Annotated in this window: 23 protein-coding genes and 1 pseudogene; 10 read left to right on the forward strand and 14 right to left on the reverse strand. The window is 58.9% G+C overall.

Annotated elements, in window-relative coordinates; translation table 11 throughout:
- Positions 1-94: 94 nt before the first annotated feature.
- From alc to puuE, 3 genes are read right to left on the reverse strand one after another with little or no spacing between them, the layout of a single operon-like run.
- The gene (alc, locus tag OQ460_RS08285) at positions 95-1,090 is read right to left on the reverse strand and encodes an allantoicase (RefSeq protein ID WP_410021339.1); all 996 of its coding nucleotides are present in this window, start codon (positions 1,088-1,090) and stop codon (positions 95-97) included.
- A gap of 41 nt (positions 1,091-1,131) precedes the next feature.
- Positions 1,132-1,647, reverse strand: coding sequence for a 2-oxo-4-hydroxy-4-carboxy-5-ureidoimidazoline decarboxylase (gene uraD, locus OQ460_RS08290; protein WP_410021340.1), 516 nt, complete (start codon positions 1,645-1,647; stop codon positions 1,132-1,134).
- Positions 1,644-2,570 (reverse strand): allantoinase PuuE, encoded by a 927-nt coding sequence (puuE, locus tag OQ460_RS08295; RefSeq protein ID WP_410021341.1) that lies wholly within the window; start codon positions 2,568-2,570, stop codon positions 1,644-1,646. Before puuE ends, uraD begins: the two co-directional genes overlap by 4 nt.
- 473 nt (positions 2,571-3,043) lie before the next feature.
- Between puuE and uraH the strand changes: the two genes are divergently transcribed.
- Entirely contained in the window at positions 3,044-3,397 is a 354-nt protein-coding gene (gene uraH / locus OQ460_RS08300) for a hydroxyisourate hydrolase (RefSeq protein WP_410021342.1), read from the forward strand.
- A 104-nt stretch (positions 3,398-3,501) separates the two neighbouring features.
- Here uraH and OQ460_RS08305 read toward each other — a convergent pair whose 3' ends face one another.
- The 3 genes from OQ460_RS08305 to OQ460_RS08315 all read right to left on the reverse strand — a co-directional run bounded on the left by OQ460_RS08305 (position 3,502) and on the right by OQ460_RS08315 (position 6,173).
- On the reverse strand, positions 3,502-4,128 hold the full coding sequence (locus OQ460_RS08305) for a LysE family translocator (RefSeq protein ID WP_410021343.1): 627 nt from the start codon (positions 4,126-4,128) through the stop codon (positions 3,502-3,504).
- 63 nt (positions 4,129-4,191) lie between these two features.
- On the reverse strand, positions 4,192-5,550 hold the full coding sequence (locus tag OQ460_RS08310; RefSeq protein ID WP_410021344.1) for an NCS2 family permease: 1,359 nt from the start codon (positions 5,548-5,550) through the stop codon (positions 4,192-4,194).
- Positions 5,551-5,741: 191 nt separating this feature from the next.
- Positions 5,742-6,173 carry a MarR family winged helix-turn-helix transcriptional regulator gene (locus tag OQ460_RS08315; protein ID WP_410021345.1) on the reverse strand — a complete coding sequence of 144 codons (432 nt, stop codon included), beginning with the start codon at positions 6,171-6,173 and terminating at the stop codon, positions 5,742-5,744.
- 82 nt (positions 6,174-6,255) lie between these two features.
- Here OQ460_RS08315 and OQ460_RS08320 point away from each other — a divergent pair, with 82 nt between their 5' ends.
- The gene (locus OQ460_RS08320) at positions 6,256-7,422 is read left to right on the forward strand and encodes a PLP-dependent aminotransferase family protein (protein WP_410021346.1); all 1,167 of its coding nucleotides are present in this window, start codon (positions 6,256-6,258) and stop codon (positions 7,420-7,422) included.
- Positions 7,423-7,432: 10 nt separating this feature from the next.
- Positions 7,433-8,035: a glutathione S-transferase family protein gene (locus tag OQ460_RS08325; RefSeq protein ID WP_410021347.1), complete on the forward strand. Its 603-nt coding sequence runs from the start codon at positions 7,433-7,435 to the stop codon at positions 8,033-8,035.
- A 16-nt stretch (positions 8,036-8,051) separates the two neighbouring features.
- Here OQ460_RS08325 and OQ460_RS08330 read toward each other — a convergent pair whose 3' ends face one another.
- The 5 genes from OQ460_RS08330 to OQ460_RS08350 all read right to left on the reverse strand — a co-directional run bounded on the left by OQ460_RS08330 (position 8,052) and on the right by OQ460_RS08350 (position 10,834).
- The gene (locus tag OQ460_RS08330) at positions 8,052-8,423 is read right to left on the reverse strand and encodes a glutathione S-transferase N-terminal domain-containing protein (RefSeq protein ID WP_410021348.1); all 372 of its coding nucleotides are present in this window, start codon (positions 8,421-8,423) and stop codon (positions 8,052-8,054) included.
- Between the two features lie 101 nt (positions 8,424-8,524).
- Entirely contained in the window at positions 8,525-9,070 is a 546-nt protein-coding gene (gene folE / locus OQ460_RS08335; protein WP_003442011.1) for a GTP cyclohydrolase I FolE, read from the reverse strand.
- Positions 9,071-9,147: 77 nt separating this feature from the next.
- Positions 9,148-9,705, reverse strand: coding sequence for a Smr/MutS family protein (locus OQ460_RS08340; RefSeq protein WP_410021349.1), 558 nt, complete (start codon positions 9,703-9,705; stop codon positions 9,148-9,150).
- Between the two features lie 76 nt (positions 9,706-9,781).
- Positions 9,782-10,102: a hypothetical protein gene (locus OQ460_RS08345; protein ID WP_410021350.1), complete on the reverse strand. Its 321-nt coding sequence runs from the start codon at positions 10,100-10,102 to the stop codon at positions 9,782-9,784.
- A gap of 141 nt (positions 10,103-10,243) precedes the next feature.
- Positions 10,244-10,834 carry a cysteine hydrolase family protein gene (locus OQ460_RS08350; RefSeq protein ID WP_410021351.1) on the reverse strand — a complete coding sequence of 197 codons (591 nt, stop codon included), beginning with the start codon at positions 10,832-10,834 and terminating at the stop codon, positions 10,244-10,246.
- A 239-nt stretch (positions 10,835-11,073) separates the two neighbouring features.
- On the opposite strand from OQ460_RS08350, the gene prmB reads away from it, so the two are divergent.
- On the forward strand, positions 11,074-11,982 hold the full coding sequence (prmB, locus tag OQ460_RS08355; RefSeq protein WP_410021352.1) for a 50S ribosomal protein L3 N(5)-glutamine methyltransferase: 909 nt from the start codon (positions 11,074-11,076) through the stop codon (positions 11,980-11,982).
- Positions 11,983-12,126: 144 nt separating this feature from the next.
- Here prmB and OQ460_RS08360 read toward each other — a convergent pair whose 3' ends face one another.
- The gene (locus OQ460_RS08360) at positions 12,127-12,918 is read right to left on the reverse strand and encodes a hypothetical protein (protein ID WP_410021353.1); all 792 of its coding nucleotides are present in this window, start codon (positions 12,916-12,918) and stop codon (positions 12,127-12,129) included.
- Between the two features lie 109 nt (positions 12,919-13,027).
- A complete protein-coding gene (locus tag OQ460_RS08365; protein ID WP_410021354.1) occupies positions 13,028-13,990 on the reverse strand; it encodes an alpha/beta hydrolase in 963 nt (320 codons plus the stop codon).
- A 142-nt stretch (positions 13,991-14,132) separates the two neighbouring features.
- Between OQ460_RS08365 and aroC the strand changes: the two genes are divergently transcribed.
- The 5 genes and pseudogenes from aroC (at position 14,133) to OQ460_RS08390 (ending at position 18,239) form a co-directional block, all read left to right on the forward strand.
- Positions 14,133-15,224, forward strand: a complete 1,092-nt coding sequence (gene aroC / locus OQ460_RS08370) for a chorismate synthase (protein WP_410021355.1) — start codon at positions 14,133-14,135, stop codon at positions 15,222-15,224.
- A gap of 13 nt (positions 15,225-15,237) precedes the next feature.
- Complete coding sequence (locus OQ460_RS08375; RefSeq protein ID WP_410021356.1) at positions 15,238-16,398, forward strand: MFS transporter; 1,161 nt, start codon at positions 15,238-15,240, stop codon at positions 16,396-16,398.
- A complete protein-coding gene (locus OQ460_RS08380; protein WP_410021357.1) occupies positions 16,395-16,928 on the forward strand; it encodes an acireductone dioxygenase in 534 nt (177 codons plus the stop codon). Before OQ460_RS08375 ends, OQ460_RS08380 begins: the two co-directional genes overlap by 4 nt.
- A gap of 186 nt (positions 16,929-17,114) precedes the next feature.
- A pseudogene (locus tag OQ460_RS08385) lies at positions 17,115-17,773 on the forward strand (PAAR domain-containing protein); the annotation flags it as partial.
- Positions 17,774-17,936: 163 nt separating this feature from the next.
- Complete coding sequence (locus tag OQ460_RS08390; RefSeq protein ID WP_410021358.1) at positions 17,937-18,239, forward strand: response regulator transcription factor; 303 nt, start codon at positions 17,937-17,939, stop codon at positions 18,237-18,239.
- Positions 18,240-18,294: 55 nt separating this feature from the next.
- Here OQ460_RS08390 and OQ460_RS08395 read toward each other — a convergent pair whose 3' ends face one another.
- Entirely contained in the window at positions 18,295-18,573 is a 279-nt protein-coding gene (locus OQ460_RS08395) for a DUF3509 domain-containing protein (RefSeq protein WP_410021359.1), read from the reverse strand.
- Between the two features lie 340 nt (positions 18,574-18,913).
- Here OQ460_RS08395 and OQ460_RS08400 point away from each other — a divergent pair, with 340 nt between their 5' ends.
- On the forward strand, positions 18,914-20,740 hold the full coding sequence (locus OQ460_RS08400; RefSeq protein WP_410021360.1) for a long-chain-acyl-CoA synthetase: 1,827 nt from the start codon (positions 18,914-18,916) through the stop codon (positions 20,738-20,740).
- The last annotated feature ends 26 nt before the right edge of the window (positions 20,741-20,766 follow it).

Raw genomic sequence — 20,766 nt, forward strand, 5'->3', positions numbered from 1 at the left:
TTGTTAGTTCTGACGCCTTCGTGAGCAAGCCCACTCCCACAGGGGAATACATTTTAAATGTGGGAGCGGGCTTGCTCGCGAATGACATCACCGCTTACTTCGAAACTTTACCGAGGACCCGCAAGCGGCTCACGCCACCATCCGGGAACACGTTCAGGCGGATGTGGGTAATCGGGCCCAGTGCCTTGATCTGCTCGGCGAAGGTGTGTTCGGCGTGCATTTCCAGCTTCTGCGCAGGCAACAGTTCCCGCCAGAACAGCGATTGGGTTTCGATCTGGCTGTCGGTGCCGCCTTTGACGAACGCGCCCTGGATCGAGCAGGTGTCCGGGTAGTTGCCCTTGAAGTGCAGGGTGTCGACGATGACCTTTTCGATTTCGCCGGCGTGACCCAGGGCGACGATCACCCAGTCGTTGCCTGGCGTGCGACGGCGGGCAGTTTCCCAGCCATCGCCCATATTGATGCCACGGCCCGGGTTGAGGATGTTGCCCATGCGCCCGAAGTGTTCGTCGGAGCACGCCAGGGCGCGACCGCCATTGAGTGAGGAGGCCAGGTCGATCTGCTCGTTGTCGCCTACAGCCGACCAGTCACGGAACGGAATGCCGTACACGCGCAGGCGGGCCACGCCACCATCCGGGTAGATGTTGAAGCGCAGGTGGCTGAACGCCTGGTCGTTGTTGATCTCATGGAAGTGATGGCTGTTGCCCTGCAACTCGACGGCAGACAGCACTTCGACCCACTGGGTGTTTTCAGTCGGTTCGCCCTCGGCCAGGAAGCAGCCTTCCAGGGACGCCGATGGCGGGAAGTTGCCTGTGAAGAATGAAGTGTCGATGTCCACGCCTTTGATCGAGCCGGGCACGCCCAGGCGGATCACCGCGCTGTCGTAGCCTTCGAAGCGCTTGCGGCGTGACTCCCAGCCGTCCATCCACTTGCCGTTGTCATCGAACACGCCCTCCTTCCACACGGCCGGGGTCGGCTGGAACAGGCGGTTGGCGTCGGCGAACCAGTCATCGGTCACAGAGATGATCTTGGTGCCCAGGCGGGCATCGGCCAGGTTGACGAACTTCTCGAAAGGTACGGGTTGCGCTTTCATTCTTCTTGTCTGCCTTGGATAGAGTGGCTGGGGATGGTCGTTTAGAGGGTCAGTAATCGGAACAACGCGATCTTGTTGATCTCTGCCAGCGCGCATTTGAACTCGGTGTCGATCGAGTTGTGGATGCGCGTTTCAAACGCTGCAAGGATCTGATGCCGGTTGCTGCCTTTTACCGCCATGATGAAGGGAAACTTGAACTTGGCCTTGTAGGCGTCGTTCAGCTCGGTGAAGCGAGAAAACTCTTCGGCCGTGCATTGGTGGATACCGGCGCCCGCTTGTTCGTTGGTGCTGGCTTCGGTCAGTTGGCCCTGGACGGCGGCTTTGCCGGCCAGGTCCGGGTGAGCGTTGATCAGGGCCAGCTGGCTCTGATGATCAGCACTCAACAGGATATCGCTCATGCGCTGGTGCAGGGTTTCGATCTGGTCGATCGAGGCATCCTGGCCCAGGTCGAAGGCCTTTTCGGCCACCCATGGCGAGTGTTCGTAGATATCGGCGAAGGCGACGACAAACGCATCGCGGCTCAAGGTCGAGGGTTTGACGGTCTGGAAAGCGGTCACTTGGCGGCTCCCTGGAATGGGTGGGTTTCATGCCAGTGGCGGGCAATGTCGACGCGGCGGGTGAACCACACCTGTTCATGGCCCTTGGCGTATTCGATAAAGCGCTTGAGCGCAGCCAGGCGTGCCGGGCGGCCTATCAGGCGGCAGTGCAAACCGATAGAAAGCATTTTCGGGGCGTCGGCGCCTTCGGCGTACAGCACGTCGAACGCATCCTTGAGGTACTCGAAAAAATCGTCGCCCTTGTTGAAACCCTGGACCTGGGTGAAGCGCATGTCGTTGGTGTCCAGGGTGTAGGGGATCACCAGGTGCGGCTTGCCGGTCGGGTTGTTGGGTTCCCAATAGGGCAGGTCGTCGTCGTAGGTATCGCAGTCATACAGGAAACCGCCTTCCTCCATCACCAGCCGTCGCGTATTCGGGCCGGTGCGCCCGGTGTACCAGCCAAGCGGGCGCTCGCCGGTCAGCTCGGTGAGGATGCGGATGGCTTCGAGCATGTGCTCGCGCTCCTGGGCCTCGTCCATGTATTGGTAGTCGATCCAGCGGTAGCCGTGGCTGCAGATCTCGTGACCGGCGGCGACCATCGCACGGATCACATCTGGATGGCGCTGGGCAGCCATGGCCACGGCAAAGATGGTCAACGGAATGTCGAACTCCCTGAACAGCTTGAGGATGCGCCAGACCCCCGCGCGGCTGCCGTATTCGTACAGCGACTCCATGCTCATGTTGCGCTCGCCTTGCAGCGGTTGGGCCGAGACCATTTCCGAAAGGAAGGCTTCCGACTCTTTGTCGCCGTGCAGGATATTGCGCTCACCGCCTTCTTCGTAGTTGAGTACGAACGACAAGGCGATGCGCGCCTTGCCCGGCCAGTGAGGGTGAGGAGGGTTACTGCCGTAACCGATCAGGTCGCGTGGGTAGTCAGCGCTCACTGCAGTCTTCCTTCTTGTTCGTGGTAGCTAGTGCGTGGCGGCCAGTGGAAAGACTGGGTGACGTCACAGCGATGAGCTGATTGTATACAACTTGTTGGTCACTTTGTAAGCCTGTATTTCTGCAATTTTTCTGAGCGGTCGGTTTACATAGGGTTGCAAGAAACCTGCCTTATTGGTCAACTAAATCAAAATAAGGACCTGCGCTGAATCTATCCTTTGCGCGTGCGCTTGTTGTAAGAGCGAGCTTGCTCGCGCGAAGCGTAAGTGCGCTGTGGTAAACCTGATGCACTGCGCAAGCGTTGGCGATTTTCGCGAGCAATCTCGCTCCTGGTCGGAAGCTGATAGAAGTGGATGTTGAATTTATTGTGTACAATTTTTTTGAAAAGTGTCTTAATCGAGCATCGCCGGCTTTTTCGATGCCCTGAAAAAGTGCGGATTTCTCTTCTACTGACTTCGGGAGGCGCTTGGACGCCATGGGACGTTTGACTACACACGTTTTGGATGCTGCGCACGGCTGCCCCGGCAGCGCCATCCAGGTGCGGCTGTACCGCGTCGAAGGCGAGCAATTGGAGCTGGTCGCCAGCGCCCTGACCAACAGCGACGGGCGTTGCGACGCGCCGCTGCTGCAGGGTGATGACTACCGCAGCGGTGTCTACCAATTGCAGTTCAGTGCCGGTGATTACTACCGTGCCCGTGGTGTGCAATTGCCGGAGCCGGCCTTTCTCGACGTGGTGGTACTGCGCTTTGGCATCAGTGCCCAACAGGATCATTACCACGTGCCCCTGCTGATTTCGCCTTACAGCTACTCCACTTATCGCGGTAGCTGAGTCGTCACCTCGCTTCACACCCCCAAGCTCTTCGTTGGTTTCGCCCGCTCACACTGCGGGCTTTTTTTCGTCTGCCTACTGGGAGGTCAGCCCTGGGCGTAGCTTCAGCGACTGAGCAACGAGGCCGCGCCGGCACCGCTAAACAACCCGGCGCTGATACGGTTGAACCAGCTTTGGCCCTTGCCGCTGCGCAAGTACCGAGCCGCCCCGTGGGCGCTGAGGCCGTAAGCCAGCTTGCACAGCAGATCAAGGACGGTCCAGGTAGCGATCATGATCAGCAATTGCGGGAGGAAGGGTTGCTGGCTGCTGAGAAACTGCGGCAGGAAGGCGGCGAAGAACAGGATGTCCTTGGGGTTGCTGGCGCCCAGCACGAACGCCCGCCCGAACAATGTGCGAAAACGCGGTACCGGGGCGGCTTGCGGGACCTCTACGGCATGGCTCGGCTGCCGCGATTGCTGCCAGCTTTGCCAGGCAAGGTAGAACAAATACAGAGCACCGACGATCTTCAATGCGCTGAACAGTTGCTCCGAAGCCAGTAACAAGGCGCCCAGTCCAAGGGCCGAGGCACTCAGCAGGCAGATCGAGGCAAATACGCCGCCAAGAAACGCCGGATACGAACGGCGCAGGCCATAGTTCAAGCTGTTGCTGATCATCAGCAGGGACAGCGGGCCTGGAATCAGGATCACCACCAGTGCAGCGCCGCTGAACAGCAGCCAGGTTTCCACGCTCATTACATTCCTCCATTCATGCAAAAGCCCCGCCCGAAGGCGAGGCGGTTTTCGCCGGATCCCGGGTTACAGGAAGATAAACTTGGCGATGAAAATTGCACACAGCACCCACAGGCTGACGGAAATTTCCTTGTATTTGCCGGTGCCGGCCTTCAGCGCCACATAGGTGATAAAGCCCAGGGCGATGCCGTCCGCCACTGAAAAGGTCAGCGGCATCATGATCATGGTGACAATCGCCGGGATGGTGTCGGTGGCGTCATCCCATTCGATATGCGCCATGCTGCTCATCATCAACATCGCTACATAAATCAGCGCGCCGGCGGTGGCGTAAGCGGGAATCATGCCAGCCAACGGCGCGAAAAACATCGCCGCCACAAACAGTACGCCCACGGTCACGGCCGTCAGTCCGGTACGACCGCCGGCGGCGACGCCGGCCGCGCTTTCCACGTAACTGGTAACGGGAGGAACACCGACCATGGCACCGAATACACTGGAGGTACTGTCGGCCTTCAAGGCCCGGGACAAGTTTTCAATCTTGCCGTCCGGGTTTACCAGGCCCGCCCGTTGGGCGACGCCCATCAGGGTGCCGGCAGTGTCAAACATGTGCACGAACAGAAACGCAAACACTACGCTGATCATGCTGACGTTGAACACACCCATCACATCCATTGCCATCCAGGTCGGCGCCAGGCTCGGCGGCGTGGCGAGGATGCCCTGATATTGCACCAGGCCCAGGCCCCAGCCGGCCAGCGTCACGGCGATGATACTGATCAGGATGGCGCCGAACACGCGGTGGTAGCTGAGGATCGCGATCAGCAGGAAACACACCGCCGCCAACAGTGGGGCAGGTTCATGCAGGGAGCCAAGCTTGATCAAGGTGGCCGGGCTGTCAACGATGATGCCGGCGGTTTTCAGGCCGATCACCCCGAGAAACAGGCCGACCCCTGCGCCCATGGCATGGCGCAGGCTTACCGGAATGCTGTTGAGCAGCCACTCACGGATACGCGACAACGTCAGGATCATGAACAACACACCCGAGACAAATACCGCACCCAGCGCCGTTTCCCAGGTGTAGCCCATGGTGCCGACCACGGTGTAGGTAAAAAATGCGTTCAGGCCCATGCCCGGCGCCAGGCCTACGGGCCAGTTGGCATACAGGCCCATCAACAGACAGCCCAGTGCGGCGGCGATGCAGGTGGCGACAAAAGCTGCACCGTGATCGATGCCGGCGTCGGCCATGATGTTGGGGTTGACGAAGATGATGTAGGCCATGGTGATAAAGGTCGTGAGGCCGGCGATCAGCTCGGTTTTCACTGTGGTGCCATGCAAACTCAGTTTGAACAGGCGTTCCAGCCAGCCGTGCTTGGTGGGGGTGAGGCTCGGCGGCGCGAGGTCCAGCGGGGCTTCGGATTTGCGGCTTTCCACAGCAAGTACTCCTCAAGAGTTTTATTGTTATTTCCAGCGCCGGGCACAGAGAGTGGGCAGCGGCGCTTTGAGGTACCAGCGGGTTTGTTGACTATTAGGTCAGGAACTCGCATGAAGCGAATTATGCTTTTGTATACAAATAAAGCAATTAATGTTTTCGATTATGTGTGCAAAAAAGATGGAAGGCTACATCACGGCAACGTCAATGCCTTGTTGACTGCCAGCCAGCCATTCACTGCCTGCTCGCCAGCTTCGGTAAAAGCCCGCTGCAACAGTTTCACTTGCTCTCGGCGCAGGGATTGCTCGAAACGCAGCCCTTCTTCGGTCAGTTCCAGCAGGCGTTTACGCTTGTCGTTGGCGCAGGCGACGCTGTTGACCAGGTGCATTTGCTGCAATTGGCGTAGCGGCATGTTCAGTGCCTGCTTGCTTACACCGAGCAGTTCCAGCAATTGCTTGACGCTCAGGGCCGGGTAGCGGGCGATGAAAAAAACAATGCGTTGATGCACGCGACTCAAGCCGCGCCGTTCGAGCATTTCGTCAGCCTTGGCGGTGAAGGCTTGATAGCCAAAGAAGAATGCTTCCATGGCCGCTTGTTGGGAGGTTTGGTTTTTAAGGTCAAGCATATTGACGTATCTGCTCAAGGCATCGTAATTTCGGTCAACTAGTTTGACGTATTTTCCCTTGGCTTTGCTACCGGTGACCCCCATGGCTTTCTCTGAACGTGTTTCGCGCCTTAAAAGCTCCTTGATCCGTGAAATTCTTGCCGCGGCGCAGCGTCCGCAGGTGATGTCGTTTGCCGGTGGCTTGCCCGCCGAGGCCATGCTGCCGGAGCTGGACTGGCAGGCGATGCCGGTTAACATCGGCCAATACGGCATGAGTGAGGGCGAGCCGCAATTGCGTGAGTTGCTGGCGGCCGAGGCGCAGGCGTTAGGGATTGCTTGTGAGGCCAGCCAGGTGCTGGTGGTCAGCGGTTCCCAGCAAACCCTGGATCTGGCTGCCAAGTTGTATATCGATCAAGGCACGCAGATTCTTCTGGAAGGCCCGACCTACCTGGCGGCATTACAGATATTTCAGTTGTTTGGCGCGGATTGCCTGAGCGTCGAACTTGAAGCCGATGGCCCGGACCTGGCGGCGCTGCGCCGTAACCTGGAACGGCACAGCCCCGCGTTTATCTACCTGATCCCGACCTTTCAGAATCCCTCTGGCGTGCGCTACAGCGAAGCCAAGCGCGACGCGGTGGCAGCCTTGCTGGATGAGTTCGGGGTGACCCTGATCGAAGACGAACCCTACCGCGAACTGAGCTTCGATGGCGCCAGTGCCCGGCCGATTGCCAGCCGCTTGCGTACTGCCAGTTGGATCTACACCGGCACGGTGTCCAAGACGCTGCTGCCTGGGCTGCGCGTTGGCTACCTGATCGCCAGCCCGGACGTGTTCCCGCATCTGCTCAAGCTCAAACAGTCGGCAGACCTGCACACCAACCGCGTTGGCCAATGGCAGGCGATGCAGTGGATCGGCAGCGAAAAATATCAGCGCCACCTCGCGCAACTGCGCAGTTTCTATCGGGCGCGTCGCGATGGATTCCAGTCAGCGCTGGAGCGTCATTTCAGTGAACTGGCCGACTGGCAGGTACCCCAGGGCGGATTATTCTTCTGGCTGACCTTGAAACACCCCTTGGACACCCGCACTTTATTGGCTCAAGCGCTCGATCAGGATGTCGCGTTCATGCCCGGGGAGCCGTTCTTTTGCGAACCGGATCAGCATCACGGTCACTTGCGGCTCAATTTCAGCCACATCGATCCAGCGCGCCTGGACGAAGGTCTCGAGCGTCTCGCGACGGTTATCCGTCAAGCACAGCTCGCGCAAGCGGCATAAGGGGAGCCCCATGTACAAGGTTTATGGCGATTACCGTTCGGGCAACTGCTACAAGGTCAAGTTGATGCTTAACCTGCTGAACATCCCGTATCAGTGGGTGGATGTCGATATTTTGAAGGGCGACACCCAGACTGCCGAGTTTCTGGCAAAGAACCCCAACGGCAAAATCCCGGTGCTGGAGCTCGAAGACGGCACCTGCCTGTGGGAGTCCAATGCGATCCTCAACTTCCTCGCCGACGGCAGCGAATTCCTGCCCAGCGAACCGCGCCTGCGTACGCAAGTGTTGCAGTGGCAGTTTTTCGAGCAGTACAGCCATGAGCCGTATATCGCCGTGGCGCGGTTTATTCAGTTCTATCTGGGGATGCCAGAAGATCGGCTGGAGGAATACAAGACCACCCACAAGGGCGGCTACAAGGCCTTGAAGGTCATGGAGCGACAGCTGCAAGCCACGCCTTACCTGGTGGGTGAGCAGTACTCCATTGCCGACATTGCGCTGTATGCCTACACCCATGTGGCCCACGAAGGGGGATTTGACCTGAGCCCGTATCCGGCGGTACGGGCTTGGCTCGAACGGGTAGCCAGCCACCCGAAACACGTGGCGATGCTCGATTGATCAAGGCGCGGGGATTTCAGATTGCCGCGAAGCGCTTGTCCAGATAGTCGATGATCACCTTGGAGTCGTACATCCAGGTGGTCTGGCCATTTTCGTCGATACGCAGGCAGGGCACTTTGATCTTGCCGCCTTGCTCAAGCAGAGCCTGGCGATCCTGTGCATTGTTCTTGGCGTCCTTCAACGCCACCGGCACATTCAAGCGATGCAGGGTGCGGCGGGTCTTCACGCAGAAGGGACAGGCGTGGAATTGATACAGGGTCAAGTCCTTGGCTGCCGCGTTCACCTGCGCCTGTTGCTCGGCAGGGCGCTGCTTTTTGCGCGGGCGGGTGATGAAATCGGCGGCGATGATGACTTGGCCGAGGCCCACTCGAAGTGCTTTGACGAACATGGCTGAAACCTCTTGCCCATGACAGAAGGGGCGGCAGCTTACCTGATTTTGCGCAGGCGAAAAAAAACCGGCGATGAACGCCGGTTTTATCCAGGCAGCCGTTACTTGATCAGGCTGAGGAACTCGCTGCGGGTTGCCGCGTTTTCGCGGAACTCACCGAGCATCACCGACGTGATCATCGATGAGTTTTGCTTCTCTACACCGCGCATCATCATGCACATGTGCTTGGCCTCGATCACCACGGCAACGCCGAGGGCGCCGGTGACTTGCATCACTGCGTCGGCGATCTGGCGACTGAGGTTTTCCTGGATCTGCAGGCGACGGGCATACATGTCGACGATACGCGCGACCTTCGACAGGCCCAGGACCTTGCCGCTTGGGATATACGCCACGTGGGCCTTGCCGATGAAAGGCAGCAGGTGGTGTTCGCACAGCGAGTACAACTCGATGTCCTTGACCAGCACCATTTCGCTGTTATCGGAGCTGAACAGGGCACCGTTGGTGACCTCTTCCAGAGTCTGCTCATAGCCGCGGCAAAGATACTGCATCGCCTTGGCGGCACGTTTTGGCGTGTCGAGCAGGCCCTCGCGGGAAACGTCCTCGCCGAGCTGGCCGAGGATCGCCGTGTAATTCTGTTCCAGGGACATGAAACTACCTGTGGGATTTTCGCAAAGCGCAAGGGTACGGTGGCCGGCACATCGCTGCAAGCCTGACGATGGCCTTGTTACTCGTCACGGCCTTCGAGCATGGTGCGCTTGAGCATCACGTAGACCGCGCCGGCGCCGCCATGACGCGGCTGGCAAGAGGTAAACCCGAGCACCTGGGCGTGCTGGCGCAGCCAGGTATTGACGTGGCTCTTGATCATCGGTCGCTTGCCGTCCAGGCGTACCGCCTTGCCATGGGTGACGCGCACGCAGCGGATTTCGAACTGGGTAGCTTCAGCGAGAAACGCCCAGAGGGTTTCCCGGGCCTTTTCCACATTCATGCCGTGCAGGTCGAGGCTGCCTTCGAAGGGGATCTGGCCAGATTTGAGTTTGCGCAGCTGGCTTTCCTGGACCCCGTCGCGGGCCCACATCAGTTCATCCTCGGGGCCGACATCGATGACGAACTGGTCCGACAGGCCGTCTACCGTAGTGGCGTCAGTGCGCAGCGTGGCCGCCTGGCGCAGCTTGGCGAGCTGCGCGCGGTCGCTCTTGGGTTTGCCGGTGTCGGCGCGGTCGTGCTTGATCGGCTTGACGCCGCGAAGCTCGTTCTTGAACAGGGAAAAATCGTCGTCTTGCATGTCAGCCTCCGCGAAGGGCGGGCAGTTTACCCAAAACGTGGCGCTCAATGCGGGACAAAACGCTATCAGGGCTGCATCAATCGTGCTTTTTCATCAGGTGCGAGGCAATGTTCAGTGCCAACGGCTCGCGCATGCGGCGCCGGCAACGGCGCCACAACCACACGCCGAACCATAGGGTCAACAGCCCGATCAGCAGCAGTGTTGCAGAGCCGGCGGGGCTGGCATTCAGTTCGCCAAGGGCGGGCGAGAGCCCAAACAGGCCGATCATACCGGCCAATGCCAGTAGCACGCCAAACAGTGCCAGCAGCGCGGCAAAGCACGCGCCCAGGCGCAGACGCCAATTGCTCTGGCCTTTGGGGCGCAAGCGACGAGCGTCAAAACCATCGGATATCTTCATTCCGACCTTTCCTCCAGGGTATCGGCCCTTCGACCGGAAGATAAACAACTTGTTCCTGACGGGGAGGCAATTGCGGTAAATGACAGGCTTTTACGGATGAGCGGGGCCTGCCGGTAGCGACGCCGCTCATCGCAAGGGCGATCAGATCAGATCTTTGGTCAGCGCGAGCGTGGCGAAGTTGTCAGCCATGATGGCCATTTCGGTTTGCTGTACCTGTTCGGCACTGAGGATGCCGCCCTTGTAAGGCAAATCCCGCGTAGCGCAGGCGTCTTCCACCAGAGTGCAGCGGAAACCTAGGTTCTTCGCCGCCCGCACCGTGGTGCTGACGCTGGAGTGGCTCATGAAACCGCAGACGATCAGGTCCAGTGAGCCCAGGTCCTGCAGGCGCTTTTCCAGAGTAGTACCGTGGAAGGCGCTGGGCAGCAACTTGCCGATGATGGTTTCGTCACCCACAGGCTCCAGGCCTGGAATGAACGCACCGCGTTCACCTTGCGGGTCGAACAGGCCGCCGACGGTGCCCAGGTGATGCACGTGGACGATCGGACGACTTGCATTACGTGCGGCGAAGGTCAATTGCCTGATGTTTTCCACGGCGGCGTCCATGCCTGACAAGGCAAGGGGGCCGCTCAAGTATTCTTTCTGGGCATCGATGATCACAAGGGTCGCATGGCTCAAATTGGCCGGCGCGTAACCACGACCGCTGAGTTGAAACATCGTCTTTGGAACGGACATTCTGGGGCTCCTGTGAGTGGGGCTTTTGCGACATTGTCCTCTGGCTGAGCGGTTCTGTGAATCGCTACTAACGTAAGGTACGCCGTTGTTGGCCTACAGCGGTGTCAAGAGGGTCGCATGTGTAGCTGGAAATACCTAAAGCGGATGCAATCCGACGCAAGGCAAAGGTGTTTTCGTACATCGTCCGTACAGCTGAAGGCTGTTAGAATTGCCAGTCGTTTTTTCCAGGAGCTAGCCCCGTGATCACTTCTCGCCTGCGCACCTTGCGCGACCATATCCGTTGGGCTGTCAGCCGTTTCCATGGGGAAGACCTGTTTTTTGGCCATGGCACCGACAATGCCTGGGACGAAGCCCGGCAATTGGTGCTCGGTGCCTTGCACTTGCCTTGGGAAATTGCCGACAGCTACTTGGACTGCAATCTTGAAGACAATGAGTTAGTCAACCTGCAACGTTTGCTCAAGCGCCGCATCGAGGAACGTATACCCACCGCCTACCTGTTGGGCGAGGCCTGGTTCTGTGGCATGTCGTTCATCGTCGATGAGCGGGTACTGATTCCGCGCTCGCCCATCGGCGAATTGATCGAAAACCGCTTTGAGCCCTGGTTGGGCGCACCACCTGCGCGGATCCTGGACCTGTGTACCGGTTCCGGATGCATCGGTATTGCCTGTGCCTACGAGTTCCAGGAGGCCGAAGTGGTGCTGGCGGACCTGTCTTTCGAAGCGTTGGAGGTGGCCAATCAGAATATTGAGCGCCATGGCGTCGACGAGCGGGTCTATACCGTCCAGGGTGATGGCTTTGATGGCTTGCCGGGGCAGCGCTTTGACTTGATCGTCTCCAATCCGCCCTATGTCGATGCCGAAGACTTTGCCGACATGCCTGATGAATACCAGCATGAGCCGGAGCTGGGCCTGGCGTGCGGGGATGATGGCTTGAACCTGGTGCGGCGGATGCTGGCCGAGGCGGCCGAGCATTTGACGCAGAAGGGGCTGTTGATTGTCGAAGTGGGCAACAGCCAGGTTCACGTGGAAGCGCTTTATCCGGAAGTGGATTTTGCCTGGCTGGACTTCCAGCGTGGTGGGCATGGGGTATTCATGCTGACGGCGGAGCAGTGCCGGGCGCATCAGGCGGTGTTTGCTTCTCGGGTTTGAGTGGGGTTGGCCGGTGCCGCAAGCTCATTATGCAGGAGCGAGCTTGCTCGCGAAAAACCTGAGGATGCCGCAAGGTGCCAGGTTTTTCGCGTCATTGGTTAGCGGGCTTCGCGAGCAAGCTCGCTCCTGCAGGGAAGGGGGCTTTCAGCGGTGCGTGGCAATCCAGATCAATAACCCGGCCTGAAACACGGTAAATGCCACCAGGCAGGTAATGGTAAAGCGCAACCCGCTGTCCTCGCGCTTGAACTTGATGACTTTTTCTTCCTCGTTACGCAGTTTCACCTCTTGTTCCGCCAGGTTCTGCTCAGCCTGTTGCAGCATCTGCGCGGCTTCGAGGATTTCCACGAATTGCACCTTTTCGGTGTTCCAGCTATCCAGCACATCGCTGACCTTGCCCGGCTGCACATGGCCTTTCAAATGCTGGACATCGGCATAAGCCACATCGAAACCCTGGATCCGCAGGAAATGATCACGGCGTAGCCGCGTGGATTCATTCAACGCGTCTTTGTTCGCCAGATCGACCCCATCGACGCGATAGTGCGACCACTTCTTTTTCGCCCACGCGGCGCCCTGGGCCACGAGGAAGCGCCCCAGGCCTCGGTTTGCCGGCTCAATCTCCAGGCTGTTGCCCGGGCCGAAATGTACGCGGCCAGTGGCGTGGTCGACGTGGATATCCAATTGATTCTGTTCGCGCCGCACCCGTTGACCGGGCAGTTGGATGACCATGCGCAACAGGCTGTGGTCCTTGTTGTTGCGTTCGGCATAACCGAACTGCACAAAACGCAGCGGACGTGCGCCGGTGGTGCGGTCAGTGGTCAAGGGCGCCAGGCGCAGCATCTTGAAGTGTTCAGCCTGAACCTCCGCCCACGGCAAGGCGGCCGACGCAGCCTCTTCTGTTTCGGGGGGAGATTGCGGTGTTGCATCGGTGTTCGTCATTCGGCGCGATCCTGTCCAAACCTTGCGAGCCGACAGGCTTTTTGCTGTCGACCTTGTGCTTATCGGCCGTTTTCTTCAGGACTGGAGGGTAAACGCTGGCTTGACGAAGTTAACGGTGGCCAAGCCCGTCGATAAAGCGAACCAGGCGGGCACCCAACTGGGCCGCGAGAGGCAATTGCGGATTGTTGTAGGAACTCAGTTGCTGTTTCACATCGTTGGGCACGATCCGCATGACGTGGTTCATGCCGGCAATCACCGTCAGCTCGGCATCTGGCTTGGCCGCCTTGAGCTTGCGGGCATCGGCGACACCCACTTGCAGGTCGTGGCTGCCCTGGATGATCAGCGCCGGCATCGTCAGTCTGGCAAACGCTGCCGAAGGGTCGGCGCGAAACAGGCTGATCAGGTAGGGCTGCACACTGGGGCGGAAAATACTTTCAAGAGGAGCGGGCACATCGGTATCGACGTTGCCAGCCTTGAGCTGATCTAGAATCTGGTTGCTGCGCAACAACAGGGCCGACGGCAGGTGATCGGCCAGTTGTTGGCGAATCACCTGATCCACGGGGCGGGCGCTGCCGGACAGGGACACGACCCCTGCCGGATTGAGTTGCGGGGCGGCGAGGGCCGCGACCAGGGCTCCCTCGCTGTGGCCCAGCACAATTAATGGCCCCAGGCGCGAATCAGCCTTGAGCAACTTGCCCCAGGCGACGGCGTCGGCGACATAGGCATCCAGCGTCAGGTTGCGTTCGTCAGGCGTGGCCGCAAGGCTCGCAGCCACGCCGCGCTTGTCGTAGCGCACGCTGGCGATGTTGTGCCTGGCGAGTACCCAGGCCAGGCGTTTGAGGCTGTCGTTACGGGCGCCGTCGGCACTGTTACCGTTGCGATCGGTGGGGCCCGAGCCGGCAATGATCAGCACCACCGGTACCGGGTCGTCGGATTTGGGCAACAGTAATGAGCCAAACAACTTGCCGTTGCCGGTGTCCAGGCTGATGGGGCGTTGCAGCACGATAGGCGACGCGGCATGGGCCACGGCGCAGAACAAGGTGAAGGTAAGCAGCAAAACTCGAAGCATCATCGCGCCATCATCAGGGAAGTGCCGGTTGGACCAATGTCTACCGGTAAGGTTTCGAGGATGAACTACTCGGTTAGCCTGCGTATACTGGCCAGCTTAGTTATCGCGGTTGAGTTGATTCAACTGATTTCACGGAGCGCCCTGCATGTCCGGCAATACCTACGGCAAGCTGTTCACTGTCACCACCGCTGGCGAAAGCCATGGTCCGGCGTTGGTCGCCATTGTCGACGGCTGCCCGCCGGGCCTCGAGCTGTCGCTGGAGGATCTGCAACGTGACCTGGACCGTCGCAAGCCCGGCACCAGTCGCCACACTACCCAGCGCCAGGAACCCGACGAAGTCGAAATCCTTTCCGGCGTTTTCGAAGGCCGCACCACGGGTTGCGCCATCGGCCTGTTGATTCGCAATACCGACCAGAAGTCCAAGGATTACTCTGCGATCAAGGACTTGTTCCGTCCCGCCCACGCCGATTACACCTACCACCACAAGTACGGTGAGCGCGACTACCGTGGCGGAGGCCGCAGCTCGGCGCGGGAAACCGCGATGCGCGTGGCTGCCGGTGCCATAGCCAAGAAATACCTGGCGACCCAGGGCATCGTCATTCGCGGCTACATGAGTCAGTTGGGCCCGATCGAAATCCCGTTCAAGACCTGGGACAGCGTGCAAGACAACGCCTTCTTCAGCCCTGACCCGGATAAAGTGCCGGAGTTGGAAGCCTACATGGACCAGTTGCGCCGTGACCAGGATTCGGTCGGCGCCAAGATTACCGTGGTCGCCGAAGGGGTGATGCCCGGCCTGGGCGAGCCGATCTTCGACCGCCTGGATGCCGAGCTGGCCCATGCGCTGATGAGCATCAACGCGGTCAAGGGCGTGGAAATCGGCGCCGGCTTTGCCTGTGTCGCCCAGCGCGGCACCGAGCACCGTGATGAGCTGACTCCGCAAGGTTTTGTCAGCAACAACGCAGGCGGGATCCTGGGCGGGATTTCCTCCGGCCAGCCAATTGTTGCGCACCTGGCCCTCAAGCCTACATCCAGCATCACCACGCCGGGACGTTCGATTGATATCCACGGCAACCCGGTGGACGTGATCACCAAGGGCCGCCATGACCCGTGCGTCGGCATCCGTGCCACGCCGATTGCCGAAGCAATGATGGCTATCGTGTTGATGGATCACCTGTTGCGCCATCGTGGGCAAAATGCCGATGTGCGTGTGACTACGCCGGTGCTGGGCCAGTTGTGACGGTCTGACGAGGGTGCCAAGCGTTCCGTACTGGCGACTTTCCAGCTTCTACTTGTTCTATTTCGCCCTGTTGGGGGCTACGGCGCCGTTCCTGGCGCTGTATTTCCATCACTTGGGTTTCTCCAGCGCGCGTATTGGTGAGCTCGTGGCCATCCCCATGCTGATGCGCTGTGTGGCTCCCAATATCTGGGGCTGGTTGGGAGACTACACCGGCCGGCGCCTGGCCATCGTGCGGTTTGGCGCGGTAAGCACTTTATTGAGCTTTTCGCTGATCTTCTTCGGCCAAAGCTATGCCTGGCTGGCACTGGTGATGGCTTTGCACGCGTTTTTCTGGCACGCGGTATTGCCCCAGTTCGAAGTGATTACCCTGGCGCACCTGCAAGGCCAGACCTCGCGCTATAGCCAGATTCGCCTGTGGGGCTCCGTCGGCTTCATTCTTGCGGTGGTGGCCTTGGGTCGTCTGTTCGAAGCGTTGAGCCTGGATATCTACCCGGTGGCGATCGTCCTGATCATGGCTGGCATTATCGGTGCCAGCCTGTGGGTGCCCAACGCCCTGCCGGCCCCCCAAGGCGATCGCCCGGCCAGCGATGGCTTTTTGCGGCAGTTGCGCAGCCCTGGCGTGCTGGCGTTTTATGCCTGTGTCGCACTGATGCAAATGAGCCATGGCCCGTATTACACCTTCCTGACCCTGCACCTGGAAAACCTCGGTTACAGCCGAGGCGTGATCGGCCTGTTGTGGGCACTGGGGGTGGTGGCGGAAGTCCTGATGTTCCTGGCCATGAGCCGCCTGCTGGCCCGGTTCTCGGTGCGCCGGGTACTGATGGCCAGTTTCCTGCTGGCCGCATTGCGCTGGCTGCTGCTCGGATCATTTGCCGAGTTTTTCTGGGTGTTGCTGCTGGCGCAGGTATTGCACGCGGCGACCTTCGGCAGTTTCCATGCGGCGGCGATTGCCTTTGTACAGCGCAGTTTCGGCGACCGCCAGCAAGGTCAGGGCCAGGCGTTATATGCCGCGTTGGCCGGTACTGGCGGCGCTCTGGGTGCACTTTATTCCGGTTATAGCTGGAACCTGCTGGGGCCCACCCTGACCTTCAGTATTGCCAGCCTCGCCGCATTGGCCGCGGCCATTATCATCGGCCTTCGATTGCAAGAGCAGAACCAAGGAACCGTCCAATGAGTTATGTAGCCGTCTATGGCGTCGCTTCACCTGACACCCCGAACAAGGTCCTGACTCACGTCGAGGATATTGCCTCGACCCTGGCCGCGCTCGGTGTACGCTTCGAACGCTGGCAGCCCGCTACTGCGCTGGACAAGGGTGCCAGCGAGGCTGAACTGATCGCGGCTTACCAATCGCAGATCAAGGCTCTGGGCTACGCGGATGTTGAATTGTCCAGTGTCACCTGCGATCACCCACACAAAGCCCAATTGCGCACGCAGAACCTCGTCGAACACTGCTACAGCGAAGACCATGTGCGCCTTGTCATCGCTGGCCAAGGTCTGTTTACCCTGCATCTGGACGATTATGTATACGCCGTGCGGTGTGAGCGAAACGATCTGCTGGTCATCCCGGCGGGGACGCCGCATTGGTTCGATATAGGCCAGAACCCGCACTTCATGACGTTACGTATGTTCAATACCCGGCAGGGGACAGTGCCAAGCGTCACGGGCGAACCTATTGCGGCGGTATTCCCGGGTCTGGATGACTGAAGGTTCTGCAGTCGTACCCAGCAAATCGATACCTGGTAAGACAGCGCAGTAGGACATCGGGTTTTTACCTGGGAGACGCTTCCTTTTCGTTACTGACAACCCAGCCCGTGGGTTTGTGACGGGCGCGTCCCCCTTCGTTTCATCTCCCGTTCCGCTAATTGGCTTGCGAACTGGAGAGACGCACGGATGGATACAGGGTATTTCATTGGCCGGGGTGACAAAACCACCTGCGGTGGCGAAGTCCTGGAGGGTGACAACAGGGTCAGTCTCTATGGCCTGCTTCATGCGTGCGAAGGAGACCGGGTCACCTGTGGAAAGAACGGGCAGGCGTATACGATTCTCGGCGGCATTTCCCATATAAGCAGTCATGGCCGGCATATGGCTGGCACGCTGGACAGCTTCAGCAGTTGCCCGTGTCGGGCCCAATTGATTCCGTCGGTATTCACCGTCAGCTACAGCAATCAAGGTTATTCATCGCAATCAACCGGACGTGCCGCTGAGCCGGCTCCGCCAACCCAAGCCAGCCGCCCGGTAGCGACGACTTCCTACACCCCACCAAACAACCCGGCGCCATTCACGTTTACGGACGTGCAAGGCGAGGAACCGGGCTTCTACGTGCCCTCCAAAAGCATGCCCCGCGAAGCACTGGAGGCCATGCTTTTTCCTGTGCCTGATCCCTCAAGTCAGCGCAATTCTTCGCCGATCGCCAGCACCTGCTCAAACAGCTGGACGCCCATCTCTTGAACTCCACCCGCCTGCGTGGCCAGACAACTTTCGGCGATCACCCGAAGTTGAAAACGGCGCTGGGTATTTCCAGCAAGAGCCTGGTGCATCACTGGGACAAGACGGAGTAGCTTTGTAGGAAATGACTCGTCTCCTCGTAAGCTCAAGCTATTTGTCTGGCGACTGATTTGTTAAGTGCGAGCTTTGTGTAACTCTTTTTCTCAACGTGTACCCAGCGGTCAGCAGTCCGAATGTTGACAGCTCAAACCAATAAGAGAGGGAGAGATGAATGAGCAGTCCAGCGCAACCGGATCAATCTGTACACGAGAGGGCAGCCCGCTGCCGGCGGGAGGGCGGGTTGCCGCCAGTTCCACGCGCCGCTTATTGGCGAATAAACCATTGAGTGCCAAAGAACTGGAAGTCCTGCGCTGGGCCGCCGAGGGTAAGACTGTGTGGGAGATCAGCCGCATCCGTTCCATTTCGCAGGCCACAGTAAAGTTTCATCTGCGCAACATCTACGGCAAGTTGCAAGTCAACAATCGCGTCCAGGCGGCGGGAGAGGCGATCAAGCGAGGTTTGTGCAGATAACAAAAACGGGCCGTGATGCGCCTTGCATCACGGCCCGTTTGTTTGGAGCCTGTGTTTATACCGAATGGTAGGTCGGCAGGGCGAAGCGGTTCTGGCTTTGCAGCATCGAAATCTGTGGCAAATCGCTGGCCTGTTCGGCCAAGTCACGACGGATGGCGCTGATGACCCAAGTCAATTGGTCGGCCGTGTGCAGTTGCTGATAAGAAATCGAACGCTTGACCTGCTTGCCTTCGCTGTTACGCAAGGTGAGCAGGATGCCACCGTCCGGACGGGCTTGGGTGGTAACGTCGTAGTTGGAGAATACAGAGGCAAATTTATCTTGGATCAAGCTCATGTCTATCAACTCCATTGGCTCAAGTTGGGCAGCGTGAAGTGATAGGTGCAGTGATTGTGCCAGTATCCTGCTTTATACAAAATTCTTTTAAATCAATAAGTTATAAAAAAACCGCATTTACGAATTCGTGCAATTTGCATGAATGGCCATCGTGCATCCTGCATTTTGCGTTGTTCACCGCCGATGCTTGCAACGGAAGGCCGGGATACAAAACTTTTCAAATCCTGCGTGTACAGCCAAAGAATGGCTGGCGTATTTTCCTGCAAGGCGTGTGTTATCGCTCCTACGCCGGTTGGACGCTCACGGATCATACGAATAATAAGAAAAAGGACGGCTGCACATGAATCACCAGCAAAGCGAGATGATTACCTGGAGCATGATGCTGCGTAAGGTACCGACCATTGTCAGGGCCTTGCCACGATTGGTCCGGGGTATGCGCGTCGCCAATATCACCGACCCCCATCAGCCATGCGGGCTGGCCTGGAGCTTCGAGCAAGCAGTCCTGCGTAATCCGGAAGGCCCTGCGTTGCTGTATGGCGACACGGTGCTCAGCTATCGACAGGCCAATCAGCAAGCCAACCGTATCGCCCATTATCTGCACGAACAGGGGGTTGCCAAGGGCGACGTGGTCGCACTGTTCATCGAAAACCGTCCCGAACTGCTGCTCAGCGTGTTGGCAGTGGCCAAGCTTGGTGGCATCTGCGCGATGCTCAACACAGCGCAAACTCAGGCGGTGCTGGTTCATAGCCTCAATCTGGTGAGCCCGGTGGCGATAGTGGTGGGCGCCGAATTGGTCGACGCCTACACGGCGGTGCGTGACCAGGTGGTGATCGATTCCCGGCGCACCTGGTTTGTTGCCGACCAGTCGCCGACTCCCGCGCCGCAGGGTTATGTCGATCTTATGGCGGCGAGCGCGGCGGGCTCGGTGGACAACCCTGTCAGTAGCCAGCAAATCTATTTCAATGATCCTTGCTTCTACATCTATACCTCCGGCACCACCGGGTTGCCTAAGGCCGGTGTGTTCAAGCATGGCCGCTGGATGAAGTCTTCGGCCAGTTTCGGCATCATTGCCTTGGACATGGGCCCAGAGGACGTCGTCTATTGCACGTTGCCGCTGTATCACGCCACTGGCTTGTGTGTGTGCTGGGGAGCGGCAATCGCCGGAGCCTCGGGCTTTGCCATCCGTCGCAGGTTCAGCGCCAGCCGGTTCTGGGATGACGTGCGCAAATTCAACGCAACGACCGTCGGCTATGTGGGCGAGTTGTGCCGCTACCTGATCGACCAGCCGCCCACTGCGCGCGACCGGGCTAACCGGGTTGTCAAAATGATTGGCAATGGCTTGCGCCCCGGGATATGGACGCAATTCAAGGAGCGCTTCGGTGTCGACCATGTCTGCGAGTTGTATGCTGCCAGTGACGGCAATATCGGCTTCACCAATGTCCTGAATTTCGATAACACCATCGGCTTTTCCCTGATGCACTGGGCGCTGGTGGACTACGCCCATGACACCTGCGAGCCAATACGTGGCAGCAACGGTTTTATGCGCGAAGTACAGAAGGGGGGGCAGGGTCTGTTGCTGGCGCGTATCGACGACAAGGCCCCGTTTGATGGCTACACCGACCCTGAAAAAAACCGCAAGGTGGTCTTGAGCGACGTGTTCGAGAAGGGGGACCGTTATTTCAACACCGGGGACCTGCTGCGTAGCATCGGTTTTGGGCATGCGCAATTTGTCGATCGGCTGGGCGATACCTATCGCTGGAAAGGCGAAAACGTCTCCACCACTGAGGTGGAAAATTTCCTGCTGCAACATCCGCAGATTTGCGAAGTGGTGGCCTATGGTGTGCAAATCAATAACACCAACGGGCGAGCCGGCATGGCTGCGATTACTCCAACCGAGTCTCTGGCATCCCTGGACATGCGTGAACTGCTGCAGTTTGCCCAGAGCCAGCTGCCCACCTATGCCGTACCCTTGTTTTTGCGGATCAAGGTGAAAATGGAAACCACAGGCACCTTCAAGTACCAGAAGGTGAAGCTCAAGGAGCAAGCGTTTGACCCTGAAAAGACCGGTGAGGACCCAGTCTATGCATGGTTGCCGGGGGCTGACAGTTACGTTCCGGTGACCAGCCAACTGGTGGCTGAAATCCAGGGCGGCAAGTACCGCTATTGATTTTGACTATTGCAGGTTTTCGGAAA

This window comes from Pseudomonas imrae (assembly GCF_046352735.2).
GTDB lineage: Bacteria > Pseudomonadota > Gammaproteobacteria > Pseudomonadales > Pseudomonadaceae > Aquipseudomonas > Aquipseudomonas imrae.

What these genes read in the sequence shown, in the direction of transcription:
- alc (WP_410021339.1), bottom strand. Translation starts at nt 1,090, where the DNA reads ATGAAAGCGCAACCCGTACCTTTCGAGAAGTTCGTCAACCTGGCCGAT.
- uraH (WP_410021342.1), top strand. Translation starts at nt 3,044, where the DNA reads ATGGGACGTTTGACTACACACGTTTTGGATGCTGCGCACGGCTGCCCC.
- OQ460_RS08305 (WP_410021343.1), bottom strand. Translation starts at nt 4,128, where the DNA reads ATGAGCGTGGAAACCTGGCTGCTGTTCAGCGGCGCTGCACTGGTGGTG.
- OQ460_RS08315 (WP_410021345.1), bottom strand. Translation starts at nt 6,173, where the DNA reads ATGCTTGACCTTAAAAACCAAACCTCCCAACAAGCGGCCATGGAAGCA.
- OQ460_RS08320 (WP_410021346.1), top strand. Translation starts at nt 6,256, where the DNA reads ATGGCTTTCTCTGAACGTGTTTCGCGCCTTAAAAGCTCCTTGATCCGT.
- OQ460_RS08325 (WP_410021347.1), top strand. Translation starts at nt 7,433, where the DNA reads ATGTACAAGGTTTATGGCGATTACCGTTCGGGCAACTGCTACAAGGTC.
- OQ460_RS08330 (WP_410021348.1), bottom strand. Translation starts at nt 8,423, where the DNA reads ATGTTCGTCAAAGCACTTCGAGTGGGCCTCGGCCAAGTCATCATCGCC.
- folE (WP_003442011.1), bottom strand. Translation starts at nt 9,070, where the DNA reads ATGTCCCTGGAACAGAATTACACGGCGATCCTCGGCCAGCTCGGCGAG.
- OQ460_RS08340 (WP_410021349.1), bottom strand. Translation starts at nt 9,705, where the DNA reads ATGCAAGACGACGATTTTTCCCTGTTCAAGAACGAGCTTCGCGGCGTC.
- OQ460_RS08345 (WP_410021350.1), bottom strand. Translation starts at nt 10,102, where the DNA reads ATGAAGATATCCGATGGTTTTGACGCTCGTCGCTTGCGCCCCAAAGGC.
- OQ460_RS08350 (WP_410021351.1), bottom strand. Translation starts at nt 10,834, where the DNA reads ATGTCCGTTCCAAAGACGATGTTTCAACTCAGCGGTCGTGGTTACGCG.
- OQ460_RS08360 (WP_410021353.1), bottom strand. Translation starts at nt 12,918, where the DNA reads ATGACGAACACCGATGCAACACCGCAATCTCCCCCCGAAACAGAAGAG.
- OQ460_RS08365 (WP_410021354.1), bottom strand. Translation starts at nt 13,990, where the DNA reads ATGATGCTTCGAGTTTTGCTGCTTACCTTCACCTTGTTCTGCGCCGTG.
- aroC (WP_410021355.1), top strand. Translation starts at nt 14,133, where the DNA reads ATGTCCGGCAATACCTACGGCAAGCTGTTCACTGTCACCACCGCTGGC.
- OQ460_RS08380 (WP_410021357.1), top strand. Translation starts at nt 16,395, where the DNA reads ATGAGTTATGTAGCCGTCTATGGCGTCGCTTCACCTGACACCCCGAAC.
- OQ460_RS08390 (WP_410021358.1), top strand. Translation starts at nt 17,937, where the DNA reads ATGAATGAGCAGTCCAGCGCAACCGGATCAATCTGTACACGAGAGGGC.
- OQ460_RS08395 (WP_410021359.1), bottom strand. Translation starts at nt 18,573, where the DNA reads ATGAGCTTGATCCAAGATAAATTTGCCTCTGTATTCTCCAACTACGAC.
- OQ460_RS08400 (WP_410021360.1), top strand. Translation starts at nt 18,914, where the DNA reads ATGAATCACCAGCAAAGCGAGATGATTACCTGGAGCATGATGCTGCGT.